We start from the raw sequence: 13,897 nt of genomic DNA, 5'->3' as shown, positions 1-13,897 counted from the left end.
ATCTCAGCTCCGCTTCAGTTTGGGATCGAGCGCATCACGCAGCCCGTCACCCATCAGGTTGATGGCAAGCACCGAGATCAGGATCGTCAGGCCGGGAAGGGTAACAACCCACCAGGCGCGCAGAATGAACTCACGCGCTTCCGCCAGCATCGTGCCCCATTCGGAGGCAGGCGGCTGAGCGCCCATGCCGAGGAAGCCGAGTGCGGCCGCATCGAGAACCGCAGACGAGAACGAAAGCGTTGCCTGTACGATCAGTGGTGCAAGGCAGTTCGGCAGGATGGTCTTGAACATCAGCCGGAGATTGCCGGCACCGGCCACGCGCGCGGCCGTTACATATTCACGCCGAAGCTCGCTCATCACCGCCGCACGCGTCAGACGCGCAAAATGCGGCTGATAGACGATGGCAATGGCGATCATCGCGTTGGTGAGCCCCGGCCCAAGGATCGCGACCAGCACCAGCGCGAGCAGCAACGACGGAAACGCCAGGATGACGTCCATCACACGCATGATGACGGTATCGACCCAGCCGCCGAAGAAGCCGGCAATGAGACCGATGACAATGCCGCCAACGAGCGCGATGGAAACGACAACGATACCGATGAACAGCGAATATTGCGCGCCGTAGATCAGACGGGACAACATGTCACGCCCGACGGCGTCGGTGCCGAAGAAGAAGCCGGCACGGCCGCCTTCCTGCCAGACCGGCGGCACCAGCAGCGCATCGCGATATTGCTGGGTTGGATCATGCGGTGCGATCAGCGGCGCAAAAACCGCGACCAGCACGAGGAGAATAAACACGGCAAGGCCGATGACGGCACCACGGTTCTGACGGAAATAGAACCAGAAATCGGCGATCATCCGGCGGCGGATGGCGGCGTCAGAAAGCCTGACGACCGGAGCAGTGGTCACATCGCTCATTTGTGACGGATCCTTGGATTGATGAGGCCGTAGGTCAGGTCGACGAGCAGGTTGACGATCATCACCAGACCCGCGATCAACAGCAGGCCGCTCTGCACGACCGGATAGTCGCGACGCGAGATGGAATCGATCATCCACTTGCCGATACCCGGCCAGGAAAAGATGGTTTCGGTCAGGATGGCGCCAGCCATCAGCACGCCGATCTGCAGACCGATGGTGGTGATGACGGGGATCATGGCGTTGCGCAGCGCATGAATGCCGACGACACGGGAAGGCGACATGCCCTTGGCGCGGGCCGTGCGCACATAATCCTCGCCCAGAACCTCCAGCATGGCCGAGCGCGTCTGGCGCGCAATGACGGCAAGCGGAATGGTGGCAAGCACCACCGAGGGCAGGATGAGATGCGAAAAGGCCGAGGCGAAGGCGCCCTTCTGTCCCGAAATCAGGCTGTCGATCAGCATGAAACCGGTGACGGAGGGGAAGAAATACATCAGCGAGATGCGGCCCGAAACCGGCGTCCATTGCAGGATACCGGAGAACATGATGATGAGCAGCAGCCCCCACCAGAAGATCGGCATGGAAAAACCGACCAGAGCCGTCGTCATGGAAATCTGGTCGAACCAGGAACCACGTCTGATGGCGGCGATGACACCGACCGGCACGCCGATGAGCGTTGCGATGATGATGGCGACGAGACCAAGCTCGACCGTCGCGGGAAAGAGCGACAGGAACTCGGTGAGAACCGGCTTCTTGGTGACCAGCGAATTACCGAGATCGCCCTGAAGCAGCCGTCCCAGGAAATGAAGATATTGCTGCCACACGGGCTGGGCAAAGCCGAGCTGTTCGGCAAGCTGCGCATGCCGTTCGGGCGAAATGCCACGCTCGCCCGCCATCAGCAGCACGGGATCGCCCGGCAGGACGCGCACGAAGGCGAAGGCAACGATGGTGATCCCGAGGAAGGTCGGAACGAGATAGAGAAGTTTGCCGAGAATGAACCGGATCATGGCTTTTTCCTGAAAAGACGCGCGGAAGAACAGGGTTCTTCCGCGCGTCCGGTTGTTCGGGGATTACTCCGCGATGTCGACGTTTTCGAAGGTGAAGTCGCCAAGCGGGCTCATGGTGAAGCCGGAAACCTTGGCAGACATGGGAACGAACTGCGTGGAGTGCGCAAGCGTCGCCCACGGAGCCTGTTCCTTGAAGATCACCTGTGCCTGCTCATAAAGCTTGGTGCGCTCGGCAACGTCGGTGGTCTGCTTTGCCTTGGCCAAGAGGTCCGAGAACTCCTTGTTGCACCACTGTGCACGGTTCGCACCGCCTTCACCGGTTGCGGCGCAGGACAGGAGAACGCTAAGGAAGTTGTCCGGGTCGCCGTTGTCGCCGGTCCAGCCGAGGATGACGGCGCCGTCGCGCTTCGTTTCGGTGGACTTCTTGAGATATTCACCCCACTCGAAGGAGACGATCTCGGCCTTGACGCCGACCTTCGCAAAATCCGACTGGATCAGCTCGGCGGTACGACGGGCGTTCGGCATGTAAGGACGCTGCACCGGCATCGCCCAGATCTTCATCGACAGATCCTTGACGCCAGCGGCTTCGAGAGCCTTCTTGGCAGCTTCCGGATCGTAAGCATCGTCCTTGATGCTGTCGTTGTAGGACCACATTGTCGGCGGGATCGGGTTCTTGGCAACCTGGCCTGCACCCTGGAACACGGCGTCGATGATCGCCTGCTTGTTCATCGCCATGTTCAGCGCCTTGCGGACTTCCGGCTTGTCGAAAGGTGCAACGGTCGTGTTGTAGGCGAAGTAAGCGACGTTCAGGCCCGGCTGTTCATCGAGCTTGAGGTTCTTGTCGGCGCGGATGGTCGCGAGATCAGCCGGAGCAGGGTATGGCATCAGGTGGCATTCGCCAGCCTTCAGCTTCTGCAGGCGAACCGCGGCGTCAGGCGTGATCGCGAAGATCAGGTCGTCGATCTTCGGGGCTTCACCCCAGTAGTCGGCGTTCTTCTGGAAGCGGATGACCGCGTCCTTCTGATAGGCGACGAACTTGAACGGACCGGTGCCGATCGGCAGATTGTTGAAGTCTTCCTTGGTGCCGGCCTTCTCAAGCGTATCGGCATATTCCTTCGACACGATGGAGGCGAAAGGCATGGCGATGTTGGCGAGGAACGGCGCTTCCGGGCGGGTCAGCACGAACTTGACCGTGTAATCGTCGACCTTGACGATTTCCTTGATCAGGGACGGCATTTCCATGGAGTTGTAATATTCATAGGTGATGCCTGCGATATACTGGTTCCACGGGTTCTTCGCGTCGCCCTGGCGGTTGTAGCTGAAGATCACGTCGTCAGCGTTGAATTCGCGGCTCGGCGTGAACTTGTCGTTGGAGTGCCACTTGACGCCCTTGCGCAGGTGGAAAGTGTACTCGAGACCATCCTTGGAAACGTCCCACTTTTCCGCAAGGCCCGGCTCTACTTCTGTCGTGCCCTTCTTGAACTCCGTCAGACGGTTGTAGACCGGATGCGCGGAAGCGTCGAAGGTGCCGCCGGCGGTGTAAGGCGACGGATCAAAGCCTTCCGGCGATGCCTCGGAGCAGTAAACGAAGGTCTTCGCCATGGCTGGCATGGCGGAAGTCATCGCAAGTGCAGAAGCGATAAGCAAACTGCGGGTCAGCATTTTCATCTGATGGTCCTTTCCCTCTTTTTCTAAGTTCCTGCGGCCCCCTCCAGGGGCCTACCTCTTCTGGTCAGCGGCGGCACAGGGATGCCCGTCTCGCCGTTCGGTCTTTGCCTCCCGACCAATTACCCGGCGACCGGCTGAAACAACCGGTCGAGGTTCGTTTCCGGTGGGCAGAACCAGCGCGGCCCTGCCTCCGTCATGTAAGCGATATCTTCGAGACGAACGCCGCATTCCCCATAAACGCACAGCATCGGCTCGACGGAAAAACACATGCCGGGCTCAAGCGCCGTGGCATTTCCTGCAACGATATAGGGTTCTTCGTGAATATCCAGCCCAAGCCCGTGACCCGTGCGGTGCGGCAGACCGGGAAGCTGATAATCCGGACCAAATCCGGCCGCCTTCAGACTGTCCCGGGCGGCCTTGTCCACCTCGAAACAGGCGGCGCCAACGCGGGCGGCAGCGAAGGCCGCGGCCTGTGCGTCACGTTCGGCATTCCAGAGAAAACGCTGCCGTTCCGTTGGCTTGCCAAAGACATAGGTACGGGTGATATCGGAACGATAGCCATGAAGAATACCACCGAGGTCGACCAGCACCATGTCGCCCTGGTTCAGCGTCTGCGCATGGGGCACGCCATGCGGATAGGCGGTCGCCTCGCCGAACTGCACCGCCACAAAAAGCGGCTTCATGCCAAGGGCAATATGGGCGGCATTGACGAAATCCGCGACTTCCGTGGTGGAGATGCCAAGACGCAGGCCTTCGAACACGGCCTTCTGCACATTATAGCTCGCGTCCATCGCGGTCTGAATGAGGGCGATCTCCGCTGCAGACTTGACCTGCCGCTGGGCGACGATCAAGGGCTGAGCGGAAATGATGCGGCCTTCCAGACGCTGCATGAGCGCGGATGCAAAAACAAAGGGCGTGGCAGGATCGATGGCGACGAAGTGGCCGGCACAGGCCAGCGCACCGATACGCCTTGCCATCAGGTCGAACGGGCTTTCATCCTCTTCCCAGGTGGCGACTGCGCCGGGGATACGGATCAGGGTCTGGAGTTTCGGTTCCTCGAAGGTCGGGCTTATATAGATCGGCTCGCCCTCGGCCGGCACCAGAGCACCGTGAATACGCTCGGAAAGGCCAAGCGACAGACCGGTATAATAAGTCAGCGACGACGAAGCGTCGAGCCAGACCGCCTTGATGTTCTGCTGGGTCATTCGCGCCTGCAGGCCACGCAACCGCAACCTGAGCTCGTCTTCAGCGATCGATGAAACCGCGATCGGCTGAAACTGCTTCAGCGCCTCTTGAAAGTCTGCCATTCTCTCCCCGCCGCCTTCGGGCGCACGGACACTGGCGTGCCGGCACCTCCCAAGCGTTCTTTTGCCCATGCTTAACCACAGGGGGAAGGCTAAGCAATGGGGCGGGAGGACGCACCGCCACAAAACTGTGCATATTTATCTAGACATAACGAAATCGTGATCGATGCGAGCCTGATTTCAGCAGTCGTTGCCTTGACGCGGAAATCGAAAATCCCCCGGAAATCCAAGGGAGAAACCAGCCCCTTGTCCACGCATCGCGTGCAGCCGGGAAACGGACGCCAATCCACCACAAAAAAGAGCCCAGAAAAGGAAAAAGCCTGCCGCGGGAGGAGGTGCGGCAGGCTTCAAACTTGATCGGCGATTGGGAGGAGGAGTACCACCGATCCACATCGAGCGACGCTGGGAGGAGGAGTGCGTCGCTCGATGATTTGAATATAGCGGTATCTGTGATTTTTAACAGAGCAAGTCTCGCAATGCAGCATTGCATTTCTGCATAGCTCCGGAATGACTGCCCGGTTTTTCGGCACAACCTACCCTACCGCGGGGAATCAGCTCTCCCGGTAGACCTGAAAACCGGCGAAGGACTGGTTGACTGGCATGAGTTCAAGACTGTTGATGTTGATATGTTTGGGCTGCGAGGCGACCCAATAGATGGTGTTGGCGATATCATCGGCCGTGATCGGATTGACGCCCTTGTAGAGATTGTCCGAAGCTTCCTGATTGCCCCCGGTGCGCACCAGCGTAAATTCCGTTTCGCACATGCCCGGTTCGATCGAGGTTACCCTGACGCCCTTGCCGTGCAGATCGGAGCGCAGACCGAGCGAAAACTGCCGCAGGAAGGCTTTGGTGCCGCCGTATACATTGCCGCCCGTATAGGGATAATGCGCGGCAACAGACGAAAGGTTGACGACGATACCTTTACGGTCGATCAGTGTCGGCAGAAGATGGTGGGTGATGTTCAGCAGACCGGTGATGTTGGTGTTCACCATGGTCTGCCAGTCCTTTAGCGGCACCTGCGGCGCGGGGGCCGTGCCCAGTGCAAGACCGGCATTGTTGACGAGGACATCGATATCTCGGAAGCCCTCCGGCAAGGCGGCAAGCGCTTTTTCGGCCGCGTCCTCATCGGTGATGTCGAAGGCGGCGCCGTAGAAAGCCGATCCGAGTTCGTCCGCCAGTGCCTCCAGTCGTTCCGCCCGACGGCCCGTGCCGATGACCTTCCAGCCTTCCCTGATGAAGCGTCGGGCCGTAGCCTGTCCGAAGCCCGACGTCGCGCCGGTGATGAGGATGGTTCCGCTCATGATGATGCCTCCACTCTATTCGTTTTTTCAGGGTCAATCGGTATCAGTAGTTTTTCCGCCGCCGCTGCAAGGCAACGCCGGTAGGCGGCGAGATCCGTATATAAGTCCTCATCGGAAACGTCGCCGACAATAACGTTGCCGCCCCGCCGCAAAATCCCGCCGTGCAGCATGAGATTGTCGACCATGTCGAAATTCTCGATCGACAACCCGTCCGGTCCGCGATACCGGCCCGTTTCATCCACGGTGACAACATTGCCGTAATGCGCCTTGATGCGGCTGAAGTGATTGGCCGCGACATTGGTGTAGGCGAACACCGGCTTGCCCAGCGCGCACATGAAGCCCAGCTCGTAGCTCGTTCCCGTGTCGGCGGCGATGCCGCGAAACGGTGTGAGATTGGCAATCACAGCATCCGCTTCAAGCATCATCCGTTCGTCGACTTCATTGATGTTGCAGCCATGACCGATCCTGGTATCCGCCGGCGGGATCTGCAGATCGCCCGGCGAAAGCGGGATGAAGCCGGCCTCCCGCGCCAGTGCTGCCTTGAGGTCGAGCATTTCGCGCGCATTCGGGAGGAACACTTCCGGTCCGGCGAGATAGATTTTCTTTGTCATCGGGAATTCATGCGATTTGTCAGGAAAAGATTTCCGACCCTAACCCGGGGACTTTCGCAAAGGCAAGTGCCAAGGGCGTGCGGCGTGGCGCGGCGGACCGACCGATAAAACGGTATCGTCCCGCTAGTCTTTCCGTTATAGCCGGAGCAGTAGACTGGAATTTCTGGAGCAGGACATGGCAGCACCCATCCGTTATCACGAAGGCGATATTTCCGCGGAAGATGCCGCGCGCTATACCGGCGCCATCGCCATCGATACGGAAACGCTGGGGCTGGTGCCGCGTCGCGACCGCCTCTGCGTCGTCCAGCTTTCGCCGGGCGACGGCACGGCAGACATCATCCGCATCGCCGCTGGGCAGAAAGAAGCGCCGAACCTCGTGCGCATGCTTGCCGATCCTGCCCACCAGAAGATCTTTCACTATGGCCGTTTCGATATCGCCGTGCTTTTCCATACGTTCGGTGTGACGACCACGCCTGTCTTCTGCACCAAGATCGCCTCACGGCTGACCCGCACCTATACGGACCGGCACGGGCTGAAGGACAACCTCAAGGAAATGCTGGAGGTCGATATTTCCAAGGCGCAGCAATCTTCGGACTGGGCAGCGCAAACGCTTTCCCCGGCGCAGCTCGAATATGCCGCTTCCGACGTTCTTTATCTGCATGCGCTGCGCGACAAGCTGACGGCGCGTCTCATCCGCGACGGCCGCCTTGATCATGCCGATGCCTGTTTCGCGTTTTTACCGACCCGTGCGAAGCTAGACCTGCTCGGCTGGGACGAAACCGACATTTTCGCCCATAGCTGAGCGTTTTCGCCTTCGTTTAAACACTGATTTACCAGACTTGCCTATTCTCGGCCGTAACTTTGGGCGGCCGGGGACTTTCCAGATGATTACTCCGCTACAACAGACAGCGGGCATTGCAGTGAGCGACCTCATGCGCTCGATGGTCGAAACCATCGAGGAACGCCAGCGCGAGGAGCAGGAAAAGGCCAACGGCACCAAGAAGGATGATGCGGTCAGAACGAACCCGCAGCCGGATGAAAGCCAGCGCGTCGCCAATGAGAAGATAAGCGCTTATCTCTTCGGTGCCATGAAGCCGGACCCGGATGCCTTCGCCTCGCTTGTTTCCCGCTTTTCCGCCGCCCTCGGCATCACGCAGGACGTGGACGAATCCAATTTTTCCTTCGCACAAAGGCTTCAGGATGCGCTGACCCTGACCCAGGGTTTCGAAAAAACCGATGCGCAGGGAAAAGCCACCACAATTTCCCTCAACTCCTTCGGTGTTTCGCAGTTGCAGGTCGTCGATGTACTGAGCAACGGCGTCAACGCCAAAACCGATCCCATGGCGGCCCTTGCCGCCCGCATCGCCGAGCGTGCCGGCCTCACCGGAACGGAGGAGGATTTTGGCGCGCAGATGTCGGAGGCCATCATGGCCGCGCGGGCGACCTTGCCCAGGAACGTCAGTGAACTGGAGGAATCGACCGGTCTCGAGGAGCTCGGCATCTCAGCCAGCGCGATGATCGCCGCCATCGCCAATCCTTACGGAGATCAGGCGCGAGCGGTAAAAGATGCGCTCAATGACAAGGCGCAAGGCACTCTCTTCATGACAAGGGAGACCCTGAAGGTCATCCAGCGTCTGGAAGACGTGGCGGATCCCAAGTCCAAGGAAGAATTGCAGGCCGAACGTGGCGAAAAGCGCATTGGAGAAATCAACGATGCGGAAGTGGCAGCCGAACGGGAAGAAGATATCCAGACCCGTGACGCACAGGGCAAGCTTGAGGACGTGCAGGAACTTCAGGACGTCGTGAAGGAGCACATTGACGCCTCCGCCGATGAGAAGACGGATGGCGCAGCCGGCCAGGTCCCCGCCGACATCTCATCAGAAATCGCCCTGATTTCCGTGCTCGCGGCAACGCCGGCGGAAGAGGACCCACCTGCTGAAGGCGATAACGAGCCTGAGGGAGCGGATGCGGCCACCACGCCGGCCGATGCGGAAAACGAGGCAGAAAAGCTGCTTGATGCACAGGCAGCTGTCGAAGCTGCCGGAACCGACATCTTGCCGATTTCGGTCGATGAAAACGGCCTCTATGCATTGCTGAAGAAAAAGGCGGCATGATTGCCGTCTTGAACTGTCACGTGAGCGAAACATGATGTGAGTTCAGACATGGTCGATATCTCAGGCGTATCAGGCGGCGCCATTCACGATGCCGAACCGAACGCGGCCCAGGCCCTTCTCTCCATGGCGGCTCCGCCCCTCGCGCCGGAGGATGCCGCCATCATTTCACTGGCTGGCGAAGAAGCGACTATCGCGCCCGCAGAAATCCAGCCGGAGCGGAGCTTTCCGAAAGCGAGCTGGCTGGATGCCATGCCGCCGGAGGCGCTGGAAGTCACGGTGAGCGAACCCGATCGTATCTCCTCCGTCAATTCGGACGATAACGGGCTTTATCGCATGTTCATCGGCGTTTCGCCCTGAGCCGGTCCGGCCGGTCGCAATCACTTGGTTAGCCAAATCTTAATATCTGCAGGCGAGGATTCGGCTTGATGATTCTGTGTGCGCTGAAAAGAGCGGGCCTTCGAGCCTATGGTGCACATGGCGCTCCCGCATGAGCGGGCGAGATGACACCTGTATGCCAGCGGCGTGGCGATTTTCAACATTCGAGGCAGATGCGGATCACAGAGCCAATGGGGATTGGCGCTTTCGCAGCCGGCGCCGGCCACCGATAGAAACGGAGCGCAGCATGTTACCGCCTGTATCCAAAGTTTCCGCAGCCGATGCCACCTATGGAGCCTCGCTCGCGCCGGCACAGCGCGCGCAGCCGAAAGGCGTCGTGCAGCCGCAACCAAGCGCTGCCCTTCCCGAACAGAGCGCCAGCCTTTTTTCACGGGCTGCAGTGGCCTCCCTCGCCGGCGAGTTCCAGCTGGCCCGGAGCACCGCAGTCTTGGCGGAAACACTCGGCAAGCTGATGAACCTGCCGCGACGGGACGGCGAAGCCGTCGAAACCTATGTCGGGCGTCTGACGGAAGCCTTACGCGCCCTGCCGCCCGCGCAGCGTCTTGCGCTGGAACAGCAGATTGGCAAAGCACTGCAGGGTCTCAGCCTTTCGATGCTCGCGGAAATCCTGAAACAGCCGACGGGACCGGATGCGGCGCGGCTTGCGCTGCTGATCGAGCTTTCGCGTTACAGGGGGGCCGATCTGGCTGCGAGGGCGGTGGTCTCCTCCTATCAGCAGAATAATTCCGCCAGTCCGGCGCCCGCCCAGCCCGGGCAGCAGCCGACCGCCGCGAACCCCAATGCGGAGTTCCGTTCCAATCCGCCCGCGGCAGCGCAATTGCAGGGCTCCACGACAACCGGCCGTCTGTTGCCGCTGCTCACTGGCCCACTCGCTCTCAGCGGTGCAGCAATGAAGGCAACGGTCACGGCGCTGACCGCGCAACCGGAAGGAGCCGTCCGGCATTCCGCCGCGCCCGCAAATGCGCCTGACCTGCCAGACCAGTCGGCAAAACCGGAAGGCAGGACGGAAAACACGACGCGTCCGCTTCCGCCCCAGACGGGCAGCATGACAAAAGAAGCGCCGGCAGAGACCCGTCCAGGCAATTCGCCTCGCGCGCAAACCGGCGAAACACGCCCTGCCCTTCCGCCTCGGGAGATGATGAAGACCGAGCAGAAAGACGTCCGCACCGCCTCACCATCAATCTTCGGCCCGACTGCAACTGATGCAGAGAACGTGGCCAGTCTTGTGCTGGCCGCCACGGCCGGCAAACTGCCGGCGAGAGCAAGCACGACGCAGCAGCCCCCCGCCATGCCGCAGGGCATCGAGCCGCCATCGCCGGAGGATCAGCCAACCGAAAAGTCGGGGCTGATGACGTCCGCTGCCCACCTAACAGGGGAAGAAGCGGAAACGGTGGCTCATCGGCCTGAAGCTCCCTACTCTTCGCGACTCCCGCTGGACCCGGAAGCGAGAATGGCGATGATGGAGCAATCCGCTTCGCAATCGCTGATCGCCGCCGCTCTGGCAAAAGACGGTACGCCGCTGCCGCTCGTCGCTTATCCCCCTGCCGATGATGATTACGAATCAGAAGCGCCACCCCGGGGCGGCGGGCCTTTTTCCGACGATGAGGCGGAAAGCGAAAGCGGAGCGGAGTCTGAAAATTCCGGCGATGACGACGGCCTGGAAGAGCGCGTTGCCGCCAATGACGGGATCGACACGCAGGAACGTCCGACGGCGACGGCCGCCGACGACAGTGCGGAGAATTATTACCTCAAGATGAGCGGCGTCCTCTGAACGCCAAATTGCCTGCCGGCGGATCGCCCAAGAAAAAACCCGCCGGAAAATTCCGGCGGGTTCTTCATTTCAACGATCTGGACGATTATTCGCCGCGGTTCTTCAGAGCCGCGCCGAGGATGTCGCCGAGCGAAGCGCCCGAGTCGGACGAACCGAACTGTGCGACGGCTTCCTTCTCTTCAGCGATTTCCAGAGCCTTGATCGAAAGCATGACCTTGCGGTCCTTCTTCGAGAAGTTGACGACGCGGGCGTCGACAACCTGGCCAACGGAGAAGCGCTCAGGGCGCTGCTCGTCACGGTCACGGGAAAGATCAGCGCGACGGATGAACGAGGTGAGGTCTTCGTGGTTGACGAGCTTCACTTCGATACCGCCATCGTTGACCGCGGTGACTTCAGCGGAAACGACTGCGTTCTTGCGCAGGTCGCCGGAAGAAGCGGCTTCGCCGACAGCGTCCTTGCCGAGCTGCTTGATGCCGAGCGAGATGCGTTCCTTCTCAACGTCAACGTCGAGAACGACAGCCTTAACGACGTCACCCTTGTTGTACTCTTCGATGACCTGCTCGCCCGGACGGTTCCAGTCGAGGTCCGACAGGTGAACCATGCCGTCGACATCGCCTTCGAGGCCAATGAACAGGCCGAATTCGGTCTTGTTCTTGACTTCGCCTTCGACTTCGGTACCAGCCGGATGGCTGTAAGCGAATGCCTGCCACGGGTTTTCAAGCGTCTGCTTGAGACCGAGCGAGATACGGCGCTTGGACGGATCGACTTCGAGAACGACAACGTCAACTTCCTGGCTCGTGGACAGGATCTTGCCGGGGTGTACGTTCTTCTTGGTCCAGGACATTTCGGAAATGTGGATCAGGCCTTCGATGCCCGGCTCCAGTTCAACGAATGCACCGTAGTCGGTGATGTTCGTGACCGTACCGGAGATCTTCTTGCCAACCGGGTACTTGGCGGAGATGCCATCCCACGGATCCGACTCGAGCTGCTTCATGCCGAGCGAGATACGGTGGGTTTCCTGGTTGATGCGGATGATCTGAACCTTGACCTGCTGGCCAATGTTGAGGATTTCCGAAGGATGGTTGACGCGGCGCCATGCCATGTCGGTGACGTGCAGCAGACCGTCGATGCCGCCGAGGTCAACGAACGCACCGTAATCGGTGATGTTCTTGACGACGCCGTCAACAACCTGGCCTTCTTCGAGGTTCTGAACGATTTCAGAACGCTGCTCGGCACGCGACTCTTCGAGAACCGTACGACGCGAAACAACGATGTTGCCGCGACGCTTGTCCATCTTGAGGATTTCGAAGGGCTGCGGGTTGTGCATCAGCGGGGTAACGTCGCGGATCGGACGAATGTCGACCTGCGAACGCGGCAGGAACGCAACAGCGCCATCCAGATCGACGGTGAAACCACCCTTGACCTGGTTGAAGATGACGCCTTCGACGCGCTCGCCAGCTTCGAACTTGGCTTCGAGCTTGACCCAGCTTTCTTCGCGGCGAGCCTTCTCGCGCGACAGAACGGCTTCGCCGAGAGCGTTTTCAATGCGCTCGACGTAAACTTCGACTTCGTCGCCGACCTTCAGCGTGCCGTCCTTGGACTTCGCGCCGAATTCCTTCAACGGTACGCGGCCTTCAACCTTGAGGCCGACGTCGACGATGGCAACGTCCTTCTCGATTGCCGTTACGATACCCTTGGCAACATAGCCTTCGGCAAGATCGTTGGAGGCAAAGGATTCTTCGAGAAGCGCTGCGAAATCTTCGCGCGTGGGGGTAGATACTGACATGAAATCTCCTGATTGCATCCGCGCGATGGCGAATACAAAAGCGCCGGTGGGCTAGTGTTGTTGATACCCGACCCCATGCCCGCCTTTTCAAAAGGCTTTCCGGCGCAAGGACATGTCTTCGGGCAATTCCTGACTAAACGCAGACGACAGGAAGCCGTTCCGCGAAAAACCTATCTCTTCAGAGCGGCGTCGATGATAGTGCGCGCGGCCTGAAACGCCGCCTCTATACTCATTTCCGACGTATCTAGCAAGTGCGCGTCTTCAGCGGGTTTCAACGGGCTGTCGGCGCGGCCCATGTCGCGCTCGTCGCGTTTTTTCACCTCGGCGAAAATGGCATCATAGACCGCGGTGCCGCCATTGGCCAGAATCTCATCGTAGCGCCGGCGCGCCCGCACGTCGGCAGAGGCGGTGACATATAGCTTCACTGGCGCATCCGGGCATACTACCGTGCCGATATCGCGGCCATCGAGAACCGTACCCGGCTCCCTCAAGGCAAAACGCTGCTGCGCCATCACGAGCGCGCGCCTCACCGGTGTCATCACCGCAATCCTCGACGCGGCTTCGCCAATATCGTGCCGGGACAGGACGGAGCGGTCGAGCCCCGCAAGATCGACCTCCAGGGCGACCTTCTCCGCCACGGCCTCGTCATCCAGCGGCAGGCCCGCGTCCAGAAGCGCCTTCGCTGTCGCCCTGTAGGTCAGCCCGGTATCGAGATGATGAAAACCGTAGGCTTCCGCGATCTTTCGCGACAGGGTTCCCTTGCCCGCCGCAGCCGGCCCGTCTATGGCGATCGTGAAGGTCATTAAGCTTTCCGCCTGTGCATCTGTTATTCATATAATAGAGTGCGACACGCCTTAAGATTTATATCAGCATTCCCGCACAGGGGTTGCGCCAAGGCAGGAGGCACCCGAAGTTTGTCTTTGACACGAAAGAGCGCAACGATTAAGGGGACCGGCTATAAATTTTACCGTCTATGCCGGTTTTACGGCGTACACCCCGAAACTCATTCGACAATTTGAGGCTT

General features: G+C 59.9%; 12 protein-coding genes. 4 read left to right on the top strand and 8 right to left on the bottom strand.

Annotated features, from left to right (window positions below; translation table 11 throughout):
• Nucleotides 1-3: 3 nt before the first annotated feature.
• The 6 genes from HQN82_RS19705 to HQN82_RS19680 all read right to left on the bottom strand — a co-directional run bounded on the left by HQN82_RS19705 (nucleotide 4) and on the right by HQN82_RS19680 (nucleotide 6,806).
• Complete coding sequence (locus HQN82_RS19705) at nucleotides 4-918, bottom strand: ABC transporter permease subunit (protein WP_044459446.1); 915 nt, start codon at nucleotides 916-918, stop codon at nucleotides 4-6.
• Nucleotides 915-1,922, bottom strand: coding sequence for an ABC transporter permease subunit (locus tag HQN82_RS19700; RefSeq protein ID WP_004437854.1), 1,008 nt, complete (start codon nucleotides 1,920-1,922; stop codon nucleotides 915-917). The genes HQN82_RS19705 and HQN82_RS19700 overlap by 4 nt, the downstream gene beginning before the upstream one ends.
• A gap of 63 nt (nucleotides 1,923-1,985) precedes the next feature.
• Nucleotides 1,986-3,590, bottom strand: coding sequence for an ABC transporter substrate-binding protein (locus HQN82_RS19695; RefSeq protein WP_004437852.1), 1,605 nt, complete (start codon nucleotides 3,588-3,590; stop codon nucleotides 1,986-1,988).
• A gap of 119 nt (nucleotides 3,591-3,709) precedes the next feature.
• A complete protein-coding gene (locus HQN82_RS19690) occupies nucleotides 3,710-4,897 on the bottom strand; it encodes a M24 family metallopeptidase (RefSeq protein ID WP_173615666.1) in 1,188 nt (395 codons plus the stop codon).
• Between the two features lie 548 nt (nucleotides 4,898-5,445).
• Nucleotides 5,446-6,195 (bottom strand): SDR family oxidoreductase, encoded by a 750-nt coding sequence (locus HQN82_RS19685; protein ID WP_004437847.1) that lies wholly within the window; start codon nucleotides 6,193-6,195, stop codon nucleotides 5,446-5,448.
• Nucleotides 6,192-6,806: a nucleoside 2-deoxyribosyltransferase gene (locus HQN82_RS19680; protein WP_173615665.1), complete on the bottom strand. Its 615-nt coding sequence runs from the start codon at nucleotides 6,804-6,806 to the stop codon at nucleotides 6,192-6,194. Before HQN82_RS19680 ends, HQN82_RS19685 begins: the two co-directional genes overlap by 4 nt.
• A gap of 175 nt (nucleotides 6,807-6,981) precedes the next feature.
• Here HQN82_RS19680 and HQN82_RS19675 point away from each other — a divergent pair, with 175 nt between their 5' ends.
• The 4 genes from HQN82_RS19675 to HQN82_RS19660 all read left to right on the top strand — a co-directional run bounded on the left by HQN82_RS19675 (nucleotide 6,982) and on the right by HQN82_RS19660 (nucleotide 11,087).
• A complete protein-coding gene (locus HQN82_RS19675) occupies nucleotides 6,982-7,608 on the top strand; it encodes a ribonuclease D (RefSeq protein WP_006698074.1) in 627 nt (208 codons plus the stop codon).
• Between the two features lie 82 nt (nucleotides 7,609-7,690).
• Nucleotides 7,691-8,920 carry a hypothetical protein gene (locus tag HQN82_RS19670; RefSeq protein ID WP_173615664.1) on the top strand — a complete coding sequence of 410 codons (1,230 nt, stop codon included), beginning with the start codon at nucleotides 7,691-7,693 and terminating at the stop codon, nucleotides 8,918-8,920.
• 48 nt (nucleotides 8,921-8,968) lie between these two features.
• Nucleotides 8,969-9,277: a hypothetical protein gene (locus HQN82_RS19665; protein ID WP_037090631.1), complete on the top strand. Its 309-nt coding sequence runs from the start codon at nucleotides 8,969-8,971 to the stop codon at nucleotides 9,275-9,277.
• A gap of 265 nt (nucleotides 9,278-9,542) precedes the next feature.
• Nucleotides 9,543-11,087: a hypothetical protein gene (locus tag HQN82_RS19660; RefSeq protein WP_173615663.1), complete on the top strand. Its 1,545-nt coding sequence runs from the start codon at nucleotides 9,543-9,545 to the stop codon at nucleotides 11,085-11,087.
• An 85-nt stretch (nucleotides 11,088-11,172) separates the two neighbouring features.
• Here the strand turns inward: HQN82_RS19660 and rpsA are convergent, their stop codons facing one another.
• Entirely contained in the window at nucleotides 11,173-12,873 is a 1,701-nt protein-coding gene (gene rpsA / locus HQN82_RS19655) for a 30S ribosomal protein S1 (protein WP_004437832.1), read from the bottom strand.
• A 170-nt stretch (nucleotides 12,874-13,043) separates the two neighbouring features.
• Entirely contained in the window at nucleotides 13,044-13,676 is a 633-nt protein-coding gene (gene cmk, locus HQN82_RS19650; protein WP_173615662.1) for a (d)CMP kinase, read from the bottom strand.
• Between the last annotated feature and the right edge of the window lie 221 nt (nucleotides 13,677-13,897).

The sequence above is a fragment of the Agrobacterium pusense genome (genome assembly GCF_013285525.1).
Lineage (GTDB): Bacteria > Pseudomonadota > Alphaproteobacteria > Rhizobiales > Rhizobiaceae > Agrobacterium > Agrobacterium pusense.
This window is presented reverse-complemented; position numbering and strand designations above follow the sequence as displayed.